This is a genomic window from Alcaligenes sp. SDU_A2 (genome assembly GCF_038237375.1).
Classification (GTDB): domain Bacteria; phylum Pseudomonadota; class Gammaproteobacteria; order Burkholderiales; family Burkholderiaceae_B; genus Alcaligenes.
In genome coordinates, this window is record NZ_CP151273.1 from 698,062 (window position 1) to 716,971 (window position 18,910).

Below are 18,910 nucleotides of genomic sequence, written 5' to 3' on the forward strand. Positions count from 1 at the left end.
CTTCGGACGCTGCTTTTTGGAGTCCTATCATGACCTTGCTACTTGTCTGGATCCTGAACGCCGTCGCCTTGCTGGTTGTCGCTTATATCCTGCCAGGCATTACAGTGGCGTCTTTCGGGTCGGCGTTGATCGCCGCGCTGGTGTTGGGCCTGCTCAACACCTTGGTCAAGCCCGTACTGGTGTTGTTGACGCTGCCTATTACCCTTGTGACTTTGGGCTTGTTTTTGCTGGTGCTCAATGCGCTGATGTTCTGGTGGGCAGGCTCGATCCTTAAAGGCTTTCAGGTTGAAGGGTTCTGGTGGGCGGTCATAGGGGCCATTGTCTACAGCCTGGTTGCCGGGCTGCTGTCTGGACTGTTGATTAAATGACAAACAAGCAAACGCTAAGCCTCGAATTTTTCCCGCCGCGTGACATCGCGGCTCAGGAAAAACTGGTGCGCTCGGCCAAAACCCTGATGGGTCTGAATCCGGCCTACGTCAGCGTCACGTTCGGCGCAGGCGGTTCAACGCGGGCCGGTACAGTAGGTGCAGTGGAGTTGTTGCAGAAGCTGGGCTTTGATGTGGCTCCGCACCTTTCCTGCGTCGGTGCCAATCGTGAGCAGCTAGGGGGCCTGCTGGACAGTTATCGTCAGCAGGGCGTCAAGCGCATTGTCGCGCTGCGCGGCGACTTGCCTTCGGGCATGGGCGGCGGTGCTGGCGAATTGCGCTATGCCAGCGATCTGGTGGCCTTCATCCGCGAACGCTATGGCGATTATTTCCATGTGGAAGTGGCCGCCTATCCCGAAATGCATCCCCAGGCCACCGGTTTCGAGGATGATCTGGCGCATTTCGTGGCCAAGGTAAAGGCGGGGGCTCATGGGGCGATCACCCAGTACTTCTTCAACCCGGATGCATACTTCAGCTTTGTGGAGCGTGCCCAGGCCAAGGGAGTCACGGTGCCCATCATTCCCGGCATCATGCCCATCACCAATTCGGCCCAGTTGCTGCGTTTTTCCACTATGTGCGGCGCGGAAGTGCCGCGCTGGATACGTTTGCGTCTGGCCGATTTCGGCGATGATCGTGCATCGATTCGCGCCTTTGGTTTGGATGTGGTGTCGCGCCTGTGTCAGGACTTGCTGGACGGCGGTGCGCCCGGCTTGCATATGTATACCCTGAATGGGGCGGATGCCAGTATGGCGATTTTGCCGAGCTTGAACTGGCGCTGATCCGTCAGGCTGTACAGAAAAAAAAATCCGCCGGGCGCATGTCCGGCGGATTTTTTTATGGCTGACCTGTGCGCCCCAGACGGCATTGGGCGTGTAACGGATGGAGAAGCGCAGTCAGGCTTGGGCCAATTGTGAAACCCGCAGCCTATGCGGTTTACAGCTCCGGTGCCGGCACGGCCCAGCCTTTGTCGGTCAGGATGGTGTCCAGGCGCTGGTCGTGGGCGGCTGGCTGGTAGGCCATGCCGGACAGATCGCCGACCGCCCAGGCGATACCCACGCTGGTGAAGGCGTGGTTTTGCTGTTTTAACGCTGCTAACGTGCGGTCGTAGTATCCTTTCCCGTAACCGATGCGGTCGCCTTGACGAGTGTAGCCCAGCGTGGGCACCAGCACGATGTCGGGCAGCGGAGCTTTGCGCGATATGGGGATTTCAATACCGTAGCGGCCTGGCTCCATAGGGGTTTCCGGTGTCCATTCGTAGAAGGCCAGCGGTGCATCGGCCTGTTCGACCACGGGCAGGCAAACATTCAGGCCTTCTTCCTCTACCCATTGGGTCAGCAGGGGGCGCAGGTCCGGTTCGCCTTGGGTCGGCCAAAAAGCGGCGATGGTGCGGGGCTCGGGACGGCCTTGTTCGCGCAGGCGGCTGCGATTGCTCGCCAGCCAGGTAAACAGCCGGCCACGGATCAGCAAGCCTCCGCGATTGGTGTCTATGGAGGCTTGCCCCGCACGCAGGTCTTTTAGTCGCGTGCGCAGGTCGACTGCGTTATGCTCTACGTTCTGAATCATGGGTGATTTTTTAAAGGCCGTCACAATGGGTATCAACCAGCTAAAGTACCAGAAAACACGTGGCTGGGGCACGCCGCCTGCTTTCCAGCGCCCTTCATTGAGCGCTTTGCTGGTCTTGGCTGCCGGCCTGGCAGGCTGTGCGGGGGCGGAAGCGCCCAGGGCCCAGGCCAGCACGCCGGCACCATCGGTGGCGGCCGCGGCTCCGCTTGCACATGTGGCGCAGACACCGAAAGAAGCGGCGCGTCGCTGGGATCGCTTGCCGCCGGTGCCGCCTGTGGCGCGCCAGGCTCTGATTGATGCCCGCGATGCCGTCAATGCCAAGCGTTGGAGTGCCCTGGATGCGCTTGCTCCGGTGGCGGCGGCCGATCCCGTCTTGGGTTCGTATGCAGAATATTGGCGTTTGCGTCGAATTTTGCAGGACGACGCCCAACCCGTACCCGATGCCCAGGTGCGCCTGTTTCTAGCCAGCAATCAGGACGAGTATCTGGCCAATCGCTTGAAGTCGGACTGGATCGTGGCGGCCGCCCGCGCCGGCAATTATCAGTTGGTGCGTGATTTATGGCCCGTGCAGGCACCGAATTCCATGGTCAAGTGTTCGGTGGCTTTGGCCCAGAACGTGGCTGGCGAACGCGTGAATGTGGCCGACGTGCTGGATTCGTTCTCGCCCAGTCGCGCGTGCTGGTCGGCGCTGGATCAGTTGTACGCCCGCAAAGTCGTGTCGGCCGCTCAGGTGCGCGGCTTGATGCGCGAGGCGCTGGAAAACGGCAAGCCTGAACAGGCCCGCCGCTTGGCGGCTATCGTTTTTACTGCGCCGCAAATGAAAGACTACACCGCCCTGATGGCTGCCCCGCAAAAGTGGCTGGACCAGCAGGCGGGGCGCAGCAATGTCAATCCGGAACTGGTGGCCTTGGCGTTGTCGCGTCTGGCCCGTGGCGACCGTGCCAAAGCCGCTGCGTATATCGATCGGACCTGGGCGGGCAAGATCCCCCAGGAAAATCTGAACTGGGTCTGGGGGCAGTTTGGTCTGGTCAGCGCCTTGCGCGTAGAAAACGATGCTGCGCAGTGGTATCGCCGCTCGGGCCGCACACCCATGACCGATTACAACCATGCCTGGCAGGTCCGCGCCGAATTGCGGCAGGCCGACATTAATTGGAAGCAAGTGGCTGCCGCCATCAACAAGATGGGACCGGCTCAACGTGCCGAGCCGGTGTGGGTGTATTGGCATGCCCGCGCCCAACAGGCTTTGGGTCATAAGGAACAGGCGCGCGCCGAATTTCAGTCCATCGTGGGCGACCTGAATTTCTATGGGCAGTTGGCCACTGAAGAACTAGGCCTGACCCTGGCCTTGCCGCCACAACCGGCACCACTGACGCCGCAGGATATGCAGGACGCGCGTACCAATGCCGGTTTGCTGCGGGCCGTGGAACTGTTCAAGCTGGGCTGGCGGCCCGAAGCCGTGCCCGAATGGAATTTTGCCTTGCGCGGCATGAGCGACCGCCAATTGCGTGCCGCTGCCGAGTTCGCCCGCGAGCAGCATATTTACGATCGGGTGGTCAATACATCTTTGCTGACCAAGAACGAGATCGACTTCAGCCAGCGCTTTATTGCGCCCTTCGAGGGCCGAGTCACGCAGCAGGCCCAGTCCATCAATCTGGACCCAGCCTGGGTCTATGGGCTGATCCGCCAGGAGTCGCGCTTTATTACCGATGCGCGCTCGGGCGTGGGGGCGTCGGGCCTGATGCAGTTGATGCCGGCCACGGCCCGTTGGGTCGCCAAGAAGATCGATATGGCGGACTTCTCGCCGTCGCGCGTGAACGAGTTCGAAGTCAACACGGTGTTGGGCACCAATTACCTGAATATGGTGCTGGGTCAGTTGGGCGGTTCGCAGGTACTGGCCTCGGCCGGTTACAACGCAGGCCCAGGGCGTCCTATTCAGTGGCGTTCGCGCCTGAACGGTACAGTGGAAGGCGCCATTTTTGCCGAGACCATTCCGTTTACGGAAACGCGTCTGTATGTCAAAAACGTATTGTCCAATGCCACGTACTATTCCATGCTGTTCAGTGGTCAACCACAGTCGCTGAAGCAGCGCCTGGGTTCCATCGGCCCCAGTGGCGTTACGACTACGGCGCTACCCTAATGGTCGATGTTGTGCTGGATGCGCGTCGGCAGGCGGCCTTGGCCGCCATTATGGGGCATCCCGACCCGGTGCTGGACGGATTGGACGTGTATGTCGTGGGGGGGGCGGTGCGCGATGCGCTCCTGGATTTGCCGGCCGGCGACCGGGACTGGGTGGTAGTCGGTGCGCGTCCCGAAGACTTGGCGGCGCGGGGCTTTGTGCCGGTGGGTGGGGATTTTCCTGTTTTCCTGAATCCGCGCACCAAAGAAGAGTTCGCTCTGGCCCGTACAGAGCGTAAGTCCGGCCGGGGCTATAAAGGCTTTACTTTTTATACCGGCACCGACGTCACACTGGCCGACGATCTGCAACGGCGGGATCTGACCATCAATGCAATGGCGGTGGACAGGCAAGGATGCTTGCACGATCCCCTGAATGGTTTGGCAGACCTGCAGGCGCGGTTGTTGCGGCATGTGGGCACGGCGTTCAGCGAAGACCCTGTTCGCTTGTTGCGGCTGGCACGTTTTGCCGCCCGTTTCACGCAGTTTCAGGTGGCCGATGACACCTGGGCGCTGGCGCGCGCGCTGGTCGAACAGGGCGAGGTCGATGAACTGGTGCCCGAACGTGTTTACATGGAATTGGTCAAGGGCCTGGCGGCGGCGCGTCCGGCCCGTATGTTCGAGATATTGCGGGAAGTGGGCGCGCTGGCGCGAGTCATGCCGGGCCTGACCTATACCGATGCTATCGGCGAACGCGTGCAGACCGCCTGTGATCGCGGCCTGCCCTTACCGGGGCGCTTTGCCGTCTTATGCCATCTTTCGCGCAAACCGGCCGATGTAGCCGAACAGATCCGTGCGCCTTCCGAATGGAGAGATCAGGCTCGTTTGTTGCCTTTGCTGCTGGATAGCGTGGCTTTGCCGAACCCGCGTGCCCAGGTCGAACCGGCTCTGGCCTTGATGGAACAACTTGATGCCTTGCGTAAACCAGCACGCTTTGCCGAACTGTTGGCCGCTGCTGCGTGCTTGCAGGAGGTGCCGGTGGACGATTGGGAATATCTGCGCCACGTAATGGCGGCCGTGGATGCCGGGGCTGTCGCCGCGCAGTATAAGAGCGATCCTTCACAGATCCGCGACGCCGTACGGGCGGCGCGGCTGCAGGCGATGCATAGCGCGGCTTGAAGCTGTTTTGGGGCCTCTGTCGCCAAGGTAGCCTGCTTTGGCAGGGGCAATGGCGCAGTCTAGCTTTTAATGGTTGAGCAGCGATGAAGCTATATACCTATCCAAAAAGTAGGTCTTTCAGGGTTGTGTGGCTCTTGGAAGAAATGGGGATGCATTATGAAACGGTCAAGGTTGATATTTTCGACCCGGATTCGTGCATCAAGACCTTGCATCCAAGGGGCCAGGTTCCATTTCTGGTCGACGGTGATGTGTCTGTGGCAGAGACCTTGGCCATCTGCCTGTATATCGTCGAAAAGCAGGCTCCCACGTTACTGTATCCGGTTGATGCCGTACAGCGGGCAGCAGTTCATAGCTGCTTGAGTTATACGCTGACCGATCTGGAGTCGCCGGTGTGGAATTTGCTCAAACAGCAGGTTTTCGTGCCGCAGGACAAAAGAAACCCAGGCTTGATTGCGTATTCGCAGCAGGAAGCCAATAAAGCGGTCGGGCAGGTCACGCTGCCCGATAGTAGCGAATGGATCGCAGGTCCACACTTTACGCTGGCCGATATTTTCATGACGCATACTTTGTTATGGGCCAAAGCGTGCGGTATTGCGATTCGCCCTGATATGGCCGACTACTTGGACAGGGCCATGAGCCGTCCTGCCTATCTGCGCGCGCAGGACAGAAACAATCAATAAGCAGGTGCCTGTCGTGGGCGTCAAACGCCCACTTACAGCCTGTCGCGCCGGTCGCCGCTCAGGGTGCCTAGCAGCGGCGTCGTCATATGGCGGCCTACCAGCAGCACTTTGAACAGTTCGCCCATTTCGGCTTCGGACAAGAGCTTGTTGGCCGAGGACATGGTGTGTGCCCACTGCTGCTGGACAGCGGGCGTATTATCGGCGGGCGGACTGGCCAGATAATTCGCAATGCCGCAGTTCATCAAAAAGCGTGCCTGTGTGGTGTAGCCCAGCACATCCAACCCGCCTTCCAGCGCAGCATCGGCCATCGCGGTAAAGTCCACGTGCGTGGTGATGTCCTGCAGGCCCGCCAATACCAGTGGTTGCGCATGCGCCAGGTGGCGAAAGTGGCACATCAGCGTGCCTTGATCCCGCTGCGGGTGATAGTACTCGTGGCGGGGGAAGCCATAGTCCACCAGAATGGCTGCACCCCTGCTTAGCCAGGTTCCCATGCTGCGCATCCAGGCTTCAGCCTGCAGATTGATTTCCGATAGATAGAAGGGTTGGGGCTCCAGCCGTTCGGCCACCAGAAGCGCCAGATGCTCCGGTGCCGGACGGGTCGCCAGATAGAAGGGGGCGGGCAGGCCGCGTGCCGTTGTCTGGTCGGCGGCAATCACGCCGACTTCCAGCACCTGGCCATCCTGGCCGAAGGTAAACAGGCTGGCCGGCATGGCGTCCAGCACCTCGTTGGCGATGACACAGCCTTTGAAGTCGTCCGGCGTGCGGTCCAGCCATTGGATGTGCGCGCGTAGCGGAGCCAGACGCTGCTGCTGGCGTTCGCGCAAGTCTGGCGAGACTTCCAGAATAGAGTATTCCGGCTCGATGCCTTGCTGGCGCAGCTCGGTAATCAGTGCCTGGGCCAATGCGCCGCTGCCAGCGCCAAATTCCAGAATGGCAACCGACTGGCTGTCGTGCAGGATCTGGGATACCTGACGACTGAGTGTTTGGGCGAATAGGGACGACAGTTCCGGGGCCGTCGTAAAGTCGCCGGTTGGCAGATTGCTGCCGAACTTGGTGCTGCCGCCGGTGTAGTAGCCCAGCTCGGGCGCGTACAGGGCCTGATGCATCCATTGGTCGAAAGGCAGGAAACCGCCGGCGCGTTCGATATGACCCAGCAACGCGGCGTTGACCTGATCCAGGTGCGTCTTGAGCTCGTCCGACAGAGGCGGCAGGCCGTGTGGCAGGGCAGGGGCGGACAATACATTCATGGCGTCAGTCGGGGGTGTCGTTGGGGGGCGTGCGGACATCGGCGTTGCCTGTGTCCCGGTCACGGGACAGTTGCTGCAAGGTGCGCACCATGCCCACCAGCATGCTGATCAGGATGGATGCCGAGGCGGCCAGGATGAAATTGCCGAAAATAATCCACAGGGGCAAGCAAAGCACGGCCATCAGCAGCACGGGTTTGCGCAGCAAGGTATTCATACGCCGTTGGAAAAGAAGATAGGAATGGCCACGATTGTAGCCCAGGCAGGATCGTATTCCGATCATAGGGGAGGCTGGGCTACCATGAGCGTTTTATCCGGTTGCAGAGGAATCAGGACAATGAAAGACACAGGACAGCCCAGCGAGTGGATGCGTAAATGGGCCCATCTGGCCGCCAATCCCGGCACGGTGCTGGATGTGGCCTGCGGGCGCGGGCGCAATGCTTCCTGGCTGGCGCAGCGCGGGCATACCGTCATCGGGGTGGATCGCGACCCCGATGCCGTTGCTGCCAGCGCGCCCTATGGCGAAATCGTTCAGGCAGATATAGAAAATGGCCCGTGGCCCTTTGCAGGGCGGCGTTTTAACGCGGTCGTGGTCACCAAGTATCTGTGGCGGCCATTAATGCCGACGATTCTGGAAAGCCTGGAGCCGGGTGGCGTGCTGATCTATGAAACCTTCGGAGTGGGCAACGAGCACTACAACACGCCGCGCAACCCCGACTTTTTACTGCAGCCCGGCGAATTGCTGCGTTGGTGCGCCGATCTGGACATCGTGGCCTACGAACACGGCTTTCAGGCCAGTCCAGACCATATCGTGCAACGCATCGTGGCCGTGCGCCCGCACGACGACGGTAGCTCGTTCAGCCGCTACCCGATCAACCCAGGCGAAACGGCGGGTAGTGTGTGTAAATAACGATTAAGTAATGCTAAAAAGGCTGATTCTGGCTTTTTTATGGCTCCTCGAGAAATTTCGGGGATTTCTTCGTATTGCTTGGTCCGTTTGGGCCAAGCAGAGAGAACCCTGGGTTCTCACCAGGCCGACCCTAGCAGGTCGGCTTGGCTGGGTCCTTCGCCCGCGCTATGCGCGGGTTCCCTGGTCAGGATACCGGGGCGGGCGGAGCGTGAACTCGCAGGGTGATTCGTCCACTGGACGAATCACAAGCGCCCTGCTCGAACAGCACGCCCCTTGCCTCCCGCCCCGGCATCCCGCCTGCGGCGAAGGTCCTGATTCGCCCGCCGGCCGGCTAGGGTCGGCCTGGCGAGAACAGCACCGCTGTGCTTGGCCCAAACGGCGGGACGTCCGTGTACGCTGTACAAGATAGCAGCCATACGCGGAATGTTCCGTTGGGTATGAATACCTATAGCCGGGGCGATGTCATTGGTGTTTTGAGCCGTTCAAGGCACAGCACGCTTGGATGGGGCGGGTCGGATGGCTTGCCGCAGGCGGGGCACGGGGACGGGGTGCAAGCGTCGTTCTGTTTGACGGCGGCGCTTGTTGCTTGTCCGGCGGACAAGCAACCCGCCGGAGTTAACGATGCGCCCGGCCATGCGCCCCGACCAGGGCACCGGCGCAACGCGCCGGCAAGCCATCAGCCCTGTCCAAGCGTGCTGTGCCTTGAACGGCGTCTTCAAAAAGCCAGTTTGTCATCGACTGGGTAAACTGGTTCCCGAAATGCTTCGAAGAACCTTTTTTATTAAACTCGGATGTCTACGCCAATGGTTTTTCCTTGGTGGTGTTGCATGAGATTGATTGCGGCTTCTAGCATTTTTAGAGTTGTTGTGTCGTTTTTTAGCCGTGCGTTTTTTATTCCTTCTTGTGCCTTTTCTAGAAAATCAATTTTGGCCACGCCTGTTTTTTTGCTATTGTTTTCAGCGGGAATGTTGATTGTCATTGCCATGAAAGGTCGGCTTTCATCGAGTGATAGATCGCCATTGCGGATTTTTGTGTTCATCCAAGCTTGCAGCTCGTCGATGGTCATGCTGCTGAAGTCAGTTGTTTTTGCGGATGCTGTTTGTGGTTTTTTGCTTGCTTCTTCTGCCTTTGCGGGCGGCTCTACGTGATTGCGGTTTTTTTTGTATGCTGAGCGTCAAATGCAGGGCTGGCTGTTGTTCCTATTTTCATATTTTCTCCTAGGCTGGCATTGCAAATTTTCAGTGTTAATAATATACCTTTTGTTTTTCTTGTTTTTCTTGTTTTTTTTTGATTTTATTGTGCTGTAATATTTTATTTTTCTTTCAATTATTTATAAAATTTATTATTTTTGTCGATTTTTGATGGTTTTTCTCTTTTTCTGTGGTTTTATAATAAATAGCTACGCACCAGCATAGAAACAGCCACAACGACAGTCAGCAGGGAAAATCCTTGCTGTAGCCGATCGGACGGAATGCGGGGGGCCAGTTGGCGACCCAGGGCCATGCCGGCCATGGCGGCGGCTACGAAGACCCAGCCGCTGCTCGGAATACGCGCGCCGTGGGCCAGGCTGATGGCCGAGGCGCTTAGAGAGATCAATGCGATCAGCATCAGGGATGTGGCCACGATGCTGTGCATGCTCAGGTTGCTGAAGCGTTTGAGCGCGGGCACGATCAGAAATCCTCCGCCTACGCCCAGCATGCCCGAAAACAAGCCCGCCAGCGCGCCGATGGCCGCCAGCGTGGCGGTGCTGGCACCCGTCCAGCGCAGGCGGCCCGTATCGGGGTTCAGCCGGCAGGGGGGCTGGTGCGGGGTGTCGGCCGTCGGGCGGCGTAGCATCTTGCTGGCGATCCACAGCATGATGGCGGCAAACAGCGTAACCAGCAGTTTCTCGGGTAAAGCGTGACTGATGCGTATGCCGGCCGAGGTCAGCAAGGCACCAGCCACCGCCATAAAAATGGCGGCCCGATAGCGCACAATGTGTTTATGCAGGCCATCGAGCGCGCCCACCAGGGCGGCGGCACCCACCGCCAGCAGCGCGACCGGCGTGGCCGCCGTCATGCTGTAACCAAGGCCCAGCACCAGGGCGGGAACGGCCAGAATGCCGCCGCCTGCGCCAGTTAATCCCAGCGACAAGCCGGTCAGCATGCCCAAAACAATAGCAAGCACCATATAGCCAGCGCCACGGACCAGCATGGGCTGATCCGTGTGCGTCCAAAAGAAGAGTTTCGATCTACCGATTGTACTCTCTTAACTTCTTTTGGAAATTAGCTTATTTCTAATAATTATAATGGTGCGTGATAATCCGTCAGCCCGAGTTACGTAGACCGGCGGCAATGCCGTTGATGGTCAAGTGGATGACATGCTGTTTGTTGACGCCGTTGCGAATGGCTTTGCGGGCCTTGTCGCTTTGGGCGCGGTGGCGGCGCAACAGTTCCACCTGCAGGTGATTCAGTGGGTCGATATAGGCAAAGCGTTCGGCCAGCGCGTCCCGCAGCGCCTGATCATGTGCCAGCAGGTCATGGCCGGTCACCTGGCGGAACATTTCCACGGTCAGATGAAATTCGTGACGAATCTGCTTGAAGACGTGATCGCGCAGCGCCTCGTCTTTGACCAGACCGGCGTATTTGGCACCGATGTCCAGGTCCGTTTTGGCCAGTACCTGTTCCATATTGGACAGCAGCGTACGGAAGAAGGGCCAATTGGCGGCCATGTTCTGCAACTGTTCCAGGCGTTGCTGGCGGGTCAGGCCGTCGTCGGGCACGCCGTATTCCAGATAGCGGCTCAACGCCGTGCCCATGCCGTACCAGCCGGGGATGGGCAGGCGGCATTGCGCCCAGGAAAAACTCCAGGGGATGGCGCGCAGATCCTCGATGCGTTGATTGGGCTTGCGGGACGAGGGCCGCGAACCGATGTTCAGGCCGGCAATTTCCTGGATGGGCGTGGACTGGAAAAAATACTGGTCAAAATGCTCGGTGCCGTAGACCAGTTGGCGGTAGCTGTGGTGCGCCTGTTCGGACATCCAGGCCATCGCCTGGCCGTAGGCGGCCAACTGCTCGTCGTCGCTGGGCTGGTTGTGATGGCGGTTGCCCAGGCTGGCTTCCAGTGTGGCGGCCACAAACAGTTCCAGGTGCCAGCGGCCGACGTCGGCATCTTTATATCGGCCCTGGATCATTTCGCCTTGCTCGGTCAGGCGGATTTGGCCGTTGACTGTGCCGGGTGGCTGCGCCAGGATGGCATCGAAGCTGGAGCCGCCGCCCCGGCCTACCGAGCCGCCTCGGCCGTGGAACAGGCGCAGGCGCACCTTGCGGCGCGCAAAGACCTGTGCAAATTCGCGCTCGGCGCGGTACAGCGTCCAGTTGGAGGTCAGGTAGCCGCCGTCCTTGTTGCTGTCCGAATAGCCCAGCATGACCTCTTGCACGCTGTCTTGCGCATGGCGCACGCGTTGGCGGATTTCGGGCATGTCCAGCCATTCCTGCATAATGCTGGGGCCGCGCTCCAGGTCGGGTATGGTTTCAAACAGCGGCACGACCATCAGCCCTTGTTGATCCGGGTGGCTGGAGCCGGGTACGATCAGCCCGGTTTCCTGTTGCAGTACTAGCACTTCAAGCAGATCGCTCAGGGTTTCGGTGTGCGAGACAATGGTCTGCTCGATGGCGCGTGCGCCAAAGCGGCGGCGGCAGTCGGCGGCCTTGCGCAGAATGGCCAGTTCTTTTTCCGTTTCTTCGGAGTAGTGATACCAGGGCGATACCAGCGGACGGTGGTGTTGCAGTTCCGAGCGCAGCAGAGTGATGCGTTCTTGCTCGGACAGGTTGCGGTAGCTGACCAATTCGCCGTTAAATTCGGTGCCGGCCACGCGAAACAGCTCGTCCAGCACACGCTCGTGTACATCCGAACTTTGACGCAGATCTAGCGTGGCCAGATGAAAGCCGAACACTTCCACTGCCTGGATCAACGCATTCAGGCGCAGGCCTGCGATGGCTCCGCCCTTGTGGTCGGCCAGGGAATCGGCAATGACTTGCAGGTCGGCCGCGAAATCTTGTGGCGCGGCATAGGGCTCGGCCGGGTAGGTGGGGCGGTCGGCCAGTTCGCGCCCAAGCAAGGTCTGGGCGGTGGCGGCCATGCGCGCATATACATGGATGAAGCTGCGCCGGTAGGGTTCGTCCACCCGGTGTGGCGATGGGTCCTGGCTGCGTGCCGACAAGGCGGCCAGGTCTTTGCTGATGCGGCTCAGGCCATCGGATACGGAAATTTCGGTGCCCAGCAGGCGGATTTGTTCCAGGTAGTGGCGCAGCACGCAGGTGGCCTGGCGCATGACGGCCTGTTCCACGGTGTCCGGCCCTACATTGGGGTTGCCGTCCCGGTCGCCGCCGATCCAGCTGCCCATGCGTAAAAAGGCGGGCAGGGGGCGTGTTTTCTGGTCCAGCAGGTTTTTGCGCGGCTTGTCCAGCAAACGGTCCAGATCGCTGTAGAGCTGGGGGATGGTGGGCAGGAAGGTGGAGCCATAGTAGGCCAGGGCATTGTCGATTTCGTCCAATACCGTCAGGCGGTGCTCGCGCAGCATGCGGGTCTGCCACAGCAGCGAGATCAGTCCGGTCAACTTTTCCTGGATGCGCGCGGTTTGGGATTCGTTGGCATCGTGATCCAGGCTGTGCAGTTCGGCGGCAATGGCCATGTGTACCGCCAGAGTGCTTTGACGCTGCACTTCCGTGGGGTGGGCCGTCAGCACGGGCATCACGCAGGCTTCTTGCAGATAGCGGCGGATCTTGCGGGCGCTCAGGCCCTCGTCCATCAGGGTCTGGATGGCGTGCTGCAGGCTGCCTGGCAACTGTTCCGGGTTGTGCTCCAGACGGCGGCGGTTCTGGTCGCGGTCCTCGGCAATATTGGACAGGTGCAAAAAGTAGGCAAAGGCGCGCGCCACTGTGCGGGCCTGCGTGTCGCTGAGCGTGGGAATGTCCTGTTCCAGAATGCGTGCCTGCCGCGGATCGTGTTCGCGCCGAAAGCCGACAGCGGCCCGGCGCAGGGCTTCGATCAAAGTAAAAGTGGCCTTTCCTTCGCTGTCCCGGATGACTTCGCCCAGGGCCTTGCCCAGAAAGCGGATGTCCTGGCGAAGCAGGTTGGAAAGGTCAGGCGCGGCCTGCGGCATGGTACGTCTCCTGAAAATAGGTGGGTTTTACGGCATACGGGCAGGGACCGTGCGCCGCAAAGGGGCGCACGGTATGATGATCACCAGGGTCCGAAGCGCACAAAGCGGCGACGGACGATTATGATAGCTATCTTTACATAGTTTTTTGTCCAGAGAACAGTCATGCCTCAATATCGCTCCCGCACGTCGACCCACGGTCGCAATATGGCCGGTGCGCGTGCCCTGTGGCGCGCCACCGGTATGAAAGACGACGATTTTTCCAAACCCATTATTGCGGTGGTCAATTCGTTTACGCAGTTCGTACCCGGTCACGTACACCTGAAAGACATGGGGCAACTGGTCGCCCGCCAGATCGAGGCGGCCGGCGGCGTGGCCAAGGAATTCAACACCATTGCCGTGGACGACGGTATTGCGATGGGGCACGGCGGCATGCTGTATTCGCTGCCTTCGCGCGAACTGATCGCCGATTCGGTCGAATACATGGTCAATGCGCACTGCGCCGATGCGATGGTGTGTATCTCCAACTGCGACAAAATTACCCCCGGCATGCTCATGGCCGCGCTGCGCCTGAACATTCCCGTGGTCTTTGTGTCGGGCGGCCCGATGGAAGCGGGCAAGGTGTATTCGCCGGACGGCAAGACCGTGGTGCAAAAACTAGACCTGGTGGACGCCATGATCCAGGCGGCCGACCCCAATATTTCCGACGAACAGGCCGAAACCGTCGAGCGCAGCGCCTGTCCTACCTGTGGTTCGTGCTCGGGCATGTTCACGGCCAATTCCATGAACTGCCTGACCGAAGCCTTGGGCCTGTCCCTGCCCGGCAATGGTTCCATCGTGGCCACCCATGCGCGCCGTCAGGGTCTGTTCGAACGCGCCGGCAGCCTGGTCGTGGATCTGGCCAAACGGTACTACGAACAAGACGACGAGTCCGTGCTGCCGCGCAATATCGCCAATTTTGGCGCATTTGAAAACGCCATGACCCTGGATGTGGCGATGGGCGGCTCCACCAACACGGTGCTGCACCTGCTGGCCGCCGCGCAGGAAGCCGGCGTGGCTTTTACCATGGCCGACATCGACCGTATTTCGCGGCGCGTGCCTTGCCTGTGCAAAGTGGCACCGGCCACCCCCGAATACCACATGGAAGACGTACACCGCGCCGGCGGCATCATGGCCATCTTGGCCGAACTGGGCCGGGCCGGACTGCTGAATCTGGATGCGGGTAATGTGCACAGCGGCACGCTGCGCGAGGCCATCAAGCGTTGGGACATCATGGGCGAGAACGTCAAGGCTGTCAGCGATTTTTATCGCGCCTCGCCCGGCGGCATTCCGACTCAAGTGGCCTTCAGTCAGGATCGTTACTACGAAACCCTGGACACTGACCGCGCCAAAGGCTGCATCCGCGACAAGGCCAATGCCTACTCGCAGGACGGTGGCCTGGCTGTGCTGTACGGCAATCTGGCGATCAACGGCTGCATCGTCAAGACGGCGGGCGTGGATGAAAGCATCCTGACCTTTACCGGCACCGCCCGCGTCTACGAAAGCCAGGATGACTCGGTCAAAGCCATTCTGGATGGCGTCGTCAAGGCCGGCGATGTGGTCATCATCCGCTACGAAGGCCCCAAGGGCGGCCCTGGCATGCAGGAAATGCTCTACCCCACGTCCTATCTGAAATCGATGGGCCTGGGCAAAAGCTCTGCCTTGCTGACCGATGGCCGTTTTTCGGGCGGTTCTTCGGGGCTGGTTATCGGCCACGCTTCGCCCGAAGCGGCCGAAGGCGGCAATATCGCCCTGGTGCAGGATGGCGACACTATCGAGATCGACATCCCCAACCGTCGCATCCATTTGGCCATTTCCGACGAAGAGCTGGCGGCCCGCCGTACCGAAATGCAGTCGCGCGGTGCCAAGGCCTGGAAACCGGTCAACCGCGAACGCGTCGTCTCGCAAGCCCTGAAGGCGTATGCCGCATTGGCAACATCGGCCGACCGTGGCGCGGTGCGCGACGTCTCGCAGTTGGATCGGTAAGGCGCATTAGCCAATTGCCACATAACCCATCGCATCGACCGTGCGATGGGTTTTTTCTTGTCCTGCGACGGCAGGCCAGTCCTTTACAATACAGACATCCTTCACTTTGCTGCGAGAGCCTGCGCCATGACCGATGATCAACGCGCCCTGCAACACCGTATCCGTGCCGAACTGGGCCTGACCGACGCTTTCGATGTGGATCAGGAAATTGCCCGCCGAGTGGACTTTCTGGCGGCGTACCTGCAGCGTACCGGCTGCCGCAGCCTGGTGCTGGGTATTAGCGGCGGGGTGGATTCGCTGGCGGCCGGTTGCCTGTCGCAGCGTGCTGTCGAACAGGCGCGTCGGCAAGGCCATCAGGCGACGTTTTTTGCCGTGCGGCTGCCGTATGGCCAGCAGGCCGATGAAAGTGATGCACAGAGCGGCTTAGGTGTCATCCGGCCCGATCACTTGCTGACCGTCAACGTCAAACCAGCCACCGATGCCATGCTGGATCAGCTACTGGCTTCCGGACTGCAATTTCGCGATGCGGCGCATCAAGACTTTTTAGTGGGCAATATCAAAGCGCGTCAGCGCATGATCGCGCAGTACGCCATTGCCGGAGCCCATGCAGGGCTGGTGGTTGGAACCGACCATGCCGCCGAGGCCCTGATGGGCTTTTTCACCAAATTCGGCGATGGTGCAGCCGACATTACCCCTTTGGCGGGGCTGAACAAGCGGCGCGTGCGCGCCCTGGCGGCCGCAATGGATGCGCCGCATGCGCTGGTCTATAAAGTGCCGACCGCCGACCTGGAAAGCCTGACCCCCTTAAAGCCGGACGAAGATGCTTTTGGGGTCAGCTACGAGCAGATCGACGATTTTCTGGAAGGCAAGGACGTGGGGCAGGATGCCTTGCAGATCATTTTGCGCACCTATCAGGCTTCTGCGCATAAACGGGCCTTGCCCGTTGCGCCTTAGCATCCATTGTCGATAAGGTACTTGCTTAGGCGAGTTCAGGGCTGATGTGCCCAGGCTTTGGCTTGCGGGTGCCTTTGTTATGGTCGCCGGGCTGGATTCAAACGGGTGCAGGCGTAGAATAGTTCCCGCTCTTCTATAAAAAACGGGTATTCGACCTGTTTCTGTCATGCTATCGTCAAACGCGTTTCGGGCACCGGCCCACGCCCTGTCAATCGGACTCGAGGGTCTTCACGCTTTATGCAACCCGTCTTACCTGCATTTCTGATCGCCCGTTGGCTGCTGTTGCTGTTGCTTGCGGCCGGCGTTTACTTTCTAAGCGGTTTTCTGGTGCCCGTGCTGGCCGCCCTGATCATCGGCCTGGCCAGTTGGCCCTTGTACAAACGGCTGGTGGGGCGCTGCAATGGCCGCACGGTAATGGCGGCCAGTATTGCGCTGGTCATCATTACCCTGGTGCTGATTGTGCCGTTATCGCTGGCACTGTCCTTTGCCATACAGGAAGCCGGCAGCTTCATTACCTGGGCCTTGGCGGCTAACCGCTACGGTACGCCCACACCCGACTGGATCAAGGCCATGCCGCTGATCGGCCAGCGCCTGACCGAATATTGGCAGACTTATCTGGGCGAACCCCATGCCTTGGGCGAAATGGTGGAAATCGTCAGCGGTCAGCATCTGGGCAATATTTACCGCATGGTTCTGTCGGCGACCGGCAATGTGTTCCACCTACTGTTGACCGTGCTGTTCATGCTGATCACTCTGTTCTTTATTTTCAAAGACGGCGACCGCTTGCTGGGGCAACTGGACATCGTGGGCGAACGCATCCTGCCGGGGCGCTGGCAGCGTTTTTCGCGCGTCGTCCCCGCCACCGTTAACTCCACCGTCACCGGCATGGGCTTGATTGCGCTAGGCGAAGGCGTGGTTCTGGGCATTGCTTACTGGGTGGCCGGCGTGCCATCGCCTGTGCTGCTAGGCGTTATTACCGGCTTCATGGCCTTGATTCCAGGCGGCGCGCCCCTGTCCTTCACCCTGGTGTCCTTGTATCTGGTGGGCTCCGGCCATCTGGTGGCCGGCGTGGGCCTGTTCCTGTGGGGCTCCATCGAGCTGTTCATCGTGGACAAGACACTGCGCCCGCGCCTGGTGGGCGGCCCCGTCAAACTGCCGTTCTTGCCCACCTTCTTTGGACTGGTCGGCGGCGTGCAGACAATGGGCTTGGTGGGCCTGTTCATCGGCCCGGTGCTGATGGCCCTGCTGGTCGCCATCTGGCGGGAATGGATACGCAACAGCGACGTCGCCCACCCGCCCGTGGAAGTCGGCTAAGCCCAAGCGCGGTCAATCAAGGTCAATCGCATCCCCAAGCCCCCAAGCCCGGCCCCAGCGCCGGGCTTTTACATAGGGCAGCAGGGTGCCTACAAGCCACAACGCGGCGCAGAATCTCCAGCTGTAATAAAAAGCACACAGCGCTTGTCAAAACAGATCAAAATCTGCGTATAATAATAATCTTTCCCGACCACACCTGAACCTTTCAGGTGCCACACGAAGCCCGGGTGGTGAAATTGGTAGACGCAGGGGACTCAAAATCCCCCGCCGCAAGGCGTGCCGGTTCGATTCCGGCCCCGGGCACCACTCAAAAATCCCTAGTGTTCACAAGCACTTAGCGCGATTCAAGTCATAGCCCCAGTACTGGGGGATTTTCTTAAAAGTTCGCTTAGGTACAGTTTCGGTACACTGACGCAGCGCAATGCGTTCGACGGAGCATGTATGGCGACGATTGTTAAGACACCCTCTGGCACTTGGAAAGCACTCATTCGAAAGACGGGTTGGCCCCCTGTAGCCAAAACCTTTCGTACCAAGCGCGATGCCGAAGATTGGTCTCGCCGCACTGAAGATGAAATGGTGCGTGGTGTTTACATTCAGCGAGCCCCCGCTGAGCGCATGACGGTAGCCACGGCACTCAAGCGTTACCTGAAAGAGGTAACTCCTACCAAGCGTCCCTCTACGCAAGTTGGCGAGCACAAGAAAGCTCAAACCATTATCAATCACCTTGGCAAGTATTCTCTTGCTGCGCTCTCACCTGACATCATTGCTGACTTCCGAGATATGCGTCTCGCAGGTGATGAAGATGCCAAGGGGATACGTAAGCCGAGAAGCAACAACACGGTACGGCTGGAACTAGCTCTGTTGGGGCACTTATTTACGATTGCCATCAAAGAGTGGGGCATCGGCCTACCTACCAACCCAGTTGCCAATATTCGACGCCCCGCGCCTGGGGCTGGTCGTAATCGTCGATTGACCCCAGACGAGCAGAAACGCCTCCTAGTGACCGCAGACAGACATTCCAACCCCATGTTCGGATGGATCGTCAGAATCGCCGTAGAGACCAGTATGCGCTTGTCAGAGATCACAATGTGGAACCTAGCGTATCGGCGACACGTAATGCAGAACATGGGCAAAAACTGGGGGCCGGCCACAGGCGGCTCAGTCAAAGGTGAATAGCCTGCCATCTGCCCCTGCATTGGCCTCGCTTTCGGCGAGGCCCTTTCATTTCTAGCGGCAAATCTCCGCGCTTCGCTTGGGCAACCTCTTCGGTTGCATCCCGCGTCCGATCTTGCCGGACTTGCTGCGGGGGCAGGCCCGGCGGCTTCGCCTTGTTCCTACCCCTTACCACAGGTTGCATGGCGTCC

15 protein-coding genes, 1 tRNA gene and 1 pseudogene are annotated in these 18,910 nt (G+C 59.7%); 11 read left to right on the forward strand and 6 right to left on the reverse strand.

Annotation, left to right across the window (positions count from 1 at the left end; genetic code table 11):
- Nucleotides 1-29: 29 nt before the first annotated feature.
- The gene (locus AADW57_RS03160; RefSeq protein WP_341668611.1) at nucleotides 30-368 is read left to right on the forward strand and encodes a phage holin family protein; all 339 of its coding nucleotides are present in this window, start codon (nucleotides 30-32) and stop codon (nucleotides 366-368) included.
- Nucleotides 365-1,204 (forward strand): methylenetetrahydrofolate reductase [NAD(P)H], encoded by an 840-nt coding sequence (gene metF, locus AADW57_RS03165; protein WP_341668612.1) that lies wholly within the window; start codon nucleotides 365-367, stop codon nucleotides 1,202-1,204. The genes AADW57_RS03160 and metF overlap by 4 nt, the downstream gene beginning before the upstream one ends.
- 154 nt (nucleotides 1,205-1,358) lie before the next feature.
- Here metF and AADW57_RS03170 read toward each other — a convergent pair whose 3' ends face one another.
- Nucleotides 1,359-1,988: a 5-formyltetrahydrofolate cyclo-ligase gene (locus AADW57_RS03170; protein WP_341668613.1), complete on the reverse strand. Its 630-nt coding sequence runs from the start codon at nucleotides 1,986-1,988 to the stop codon at nucleotides 1,359-1,361.
- Here AADW57_RS03170 and AADW57_RS03175 point away from each other — a divergent pair.
- The 3 genes from AADW57_RS03175 (at nucleotide 1,987) to AADW57_RS03185 (ending at nucleotide 5,959) form a co-directional block, all read left to right on the forward strand.
- Nucleotides 1,987-4,125, forward strand: coding sequence for a lytic transglycosylase domain-containing protein (locus tag AADW57_RS03175; RefSeq protein WP_341668614.1), 2,139 nt, complete (start codon nucleotides 1,987-1,989; stop codon nucleotides 4,123-4,125). The two genes, AADW57_RS03170 and AADW57_RS03175, sit on opposite strands and share 2 nt — an antisense overlap.
- 50 nt (nucleotides 4,126-4,175) lie before the next feature.
- Complete coding sequence (locus AADW57_RS03180) at nucleotides 4,176-5,279, forward strand: tRNA CCA-pyrophosphorylase (protein WP_341669644.1); 1,104 nt, start codon at nucleotides 4,176-4,178, stop codon at nucleotides 5,277-5,279.
- 83 nt (nucleotides 5,280-5,362) lie between these two features.
- Nucleotides 5,363-5,959 carry a glutathione S-transferase family protein gene (locus tag AADW57_RS03185; protein ID WP_341668615.1) on the forward strand — a complete coding sequence of 199 codons (597 nt, stop codon included), beginning with the start codon at nucleotides 5,363-5,365 and terminating at the stop codon, nucleotides 5,957-5,959.
- A gap of 32 nt (nucleotides 5,960-5,991) precedes the next feature.
- Here the strand turns inward: AADW57_RS03185 and AADW57_RS03190 are convergent, their stop codons facing one another.
- Together AADW57_RS03190 and AADW57_RS03195 are read right to left on the reverse strand one after the other, a co-directional pair.
- Nucleotides 5,992-7,206 (reverse strand): class I SAM-dependent methyltransferase, encoded by a 1,215-nt coding sequence (locus tag AADW57_RS03190; protein WP_341668616.1) that lies wholly within the window; start codon nucleotides 7,204-7,206, stop codon nucleotides 5,992-5,994.
- Between the two features lie 4 nt (nucleotides 7,207-7,210).
- Nucleotides 7,211-7,420, reverse strand: a complete 210-nt coding sequence (locus AADW57_RS03195) for a hypothetical protein (protein WP_341668617.1) — start codon at nucleotides 7,418-7,420, stop codon at nucleotides 7,211-7,213.
- Nucleotides 7,421-7,540: 120 nt separating this feature from the next.
- Here AADW57_RS03195 and AADW57_RS03200 point away from each other — a divergent pair, with 120 nt between their 5' ends.
- On the forward strand, nucleotides 7,541-8,113 hold the full coding sequence (locus AADW57_RS03200; protein ID WP_341668618.1) for a class I SAM-dependent methyltransferase: 573 nt from the start codon (nucleotides 7,541-7,543) through the stop codon (nucleotides 8,111-8,113).
- 781 nt (nucleotides 8,114-8,894) lie between these two features.
- Here the strand turns inward: AADW57_RS03200 and AADW57_RS03205 are convergent.
- The 3 genes from AADW57_RS03205 to ppc form a co-directional block, all read right to left on the reverse strand.
- Nucleotides 8,895-9,179: a hypothetical protein gene (locus AADW57_RS03205; protein WP_341668619.1), complete on the reverse strand. Its 285-nt coding sequence runs from the start codon at nucleotides 9,177-9,179 to the stop codon at nucleotides 8,895-8,897.
- Between the two features lie 320 nt (nucleotides 9,180-9,499).
- Complete coding sequence (locus tag AADW57_RS03210; protein WP_341669645.1) at nucleotides 9,500-10,282, reverse strand: sulfite exporter TauE/SafE family protein; 783 nt, start codon at nucleotides 10,280-10,282, stop codon at nucleotides 9,500-9,502.
- Between the two features lie 136 nt (nucleotides 10,283-10,418).
- Nucleotides 10,419-13,256: a phosphoenolpyruvate carboxylase gene (gene ppc / locus AADW57_RS03215; protein ID WP_341668620.1), complete on the reverse strand. Its 2,838-nt coding sequence runs from the start codon at nucleotides 13,254-13,256 to the stop codon at nucleotides 10,419-10,421.
- Nucleotides 13,257-13,418: 162 nt separating this feature from the next.
- Between ppc and ilvD the strand changes: the two genes are divergently transcribed.
- From ilvD to AADW57_RS03240, 5 genes and pseudogenes are all read left to right on the forward strand, one after another.
- Entirely contained in the window at nucleotides 13,419-15,278 is a 1,860-nt protein-coding gene (gene ilvD / locus AADW57_RS03220) for a dihydroxy-acid dehydratase (protein ID WP_341668621.1), read from the forward strand.
- 126 nt (nucleotides 15,279-15,404) lie between these two features.
- Nucleotides 15,405-16,232, forward strand: a complete 828-nt coding sequence (nadE, locus tag AADW57_RS03225; RefSeq protein ID WP_341668622.1) for an ammonia-dependent NAD(+) synthetase — start codon at nucleotides 15,405-15,407, stop codon at nucleotides 16,230-16,232.
- A gap of 237 nt (nucleotides 16,233-16,469) precedes the next feature.
- Entirely contained in the window at nucleotides 16,470-17,546 is a 1,077-nt protein-coding gene (locus tag AADW57_RS03230; RefSeq protein ID WP_341668623.1) for an AI-2E family transporter, read from the forward strand.
- Nucleotides 17,547-17,767: 221 nt separating this feature from the next.
- Nucleotides 17,768-17,852: transfer RNA gene (locus AADW57_RS03235), tRNA-Leu, on the forward strand.
- A 135-nt stretch (nucleotides 17,853-17,987) separates the two neighbouring features.
- Nucleotides 17,988-18,698: pseudogene (locus AADW57_RS03240) on the forward strand (site-specific integrase); the annotation flags it as partial.
- Nucleotides 18,699-18,910: the final 212 nt, after the last annotated feature.

What these genes read in the sequence shown, in the direction of transcription:
- AADW57_RS03160 (WP_341668611.1), top strand. Translation starts at nt 30, where the DNA reads ATGACCTTGCTACTTGTCTGGATCCTGAACGCCGTCGCCTTGCTGGTT.
- AADW57_RS03170 (WP_341668613.1), bottom strand. Translation starts at nt 1,988, where the DNA reads ATGATTCAGAACGTAGAGCATAACGCAGTCGACCTGCGCACGCGACTA.
- AADW57_RS03205 (WP_341668619.1), bottom strand. Translation starts at nt 9,179, where the DNA reads ATGACCATCGACGAGCTGCAAGCTTGGATGAACACAAAAATCCGCAAT.
- AADW57_RS03190 (WP_341668616.1), bottom strand. Translation starts at nt 7,206, where the DNA reads ATGAATGTATTGTCCGCCCCTGCCCTGCCACACGGCCTGCCGCCTCTG.
- AADW57_RS03200 (WP_341668618.1), top strand. Translation starts at nt 7,541, where the DNA reads ATGAAAGACACAGGACAGCCCAGCGAGTGGATGCGTAAATGGGCCCAT.
- ppc (WP_341668620.1), bottom strand. Translation starts at nt 13,256, where the DNA reads ATGCCGCAGGCCGCGCCTGACCTTTCCAACCTGCTTCGCCAGGACATC.
- AADW57_RS03230 (WP_341668623.1), top strand. Translation starts at nt 16,470, where the DNA reads ATGCAACCCGTCTTACCTGCATTTCTGATCGCCCGTTGGCTGCTGTTG.
- AADW57_RS03210 (WP_341669645.1), bottom strand. Translation starts at nt 10,282, where the DNA reads ATGGTGCTTGCTATTGTTTTGGGCATGCTGACCGGCTTGTCGCTGGGA.
- nadE (WP_341668622.1), top strand. Translation starts at nt 15,405, where the DNA reads ATGACCGATGATCAACGCGCCCTGCAACACCGTATCCGTGCCGAACTG.
- AADW57_RS03180 (WP_341669644.1), top strand. Translation starts at nt 4,176, where the DNA reads ATGGGGCATCCCGACCCGGTGCTGGACGGATTGGACGTGTATGTCGTG.
- AADW57_RS03185 (WP_341668615.1), top strand. Translation starts at nt 5,363, where the DNA reads ATGAAGCTATATACCTATCCAAAAAGTAGGTCTTTCAGGGTTGTGTGG.
- metF (WP_341668612.1), top strand. Translation starts at nt 365, where the DNA reads ATGACAAACAAGCAAACGCTAAGCCTCGAATTTTTCCCGCCGCGTGAC.
- AADW57_RS03195 (WP_341668617.1), bottom strand. Translation starts at nt 7,420, where the DNA reads ATGAATACCTTGCTGCGCAAACCCGTGCTGCTGATGGCCGTGCTTTGC.
- ilvD (WP_341668621.1), top strand. Translation starts at nt 13,419, where the DNA reads ATGCCTCAATATCGCTCCCGCACGTCGACCCACGGTCGCAATATGGCC.
- AADW57_RS03175 (WP_341668614.1), top strand. Translation starts at nt 1,987, where the DNA reads ATGGGTGATTTTTTAAAGGCCGTCACAATGGGTATCAACCAGCTAAAG.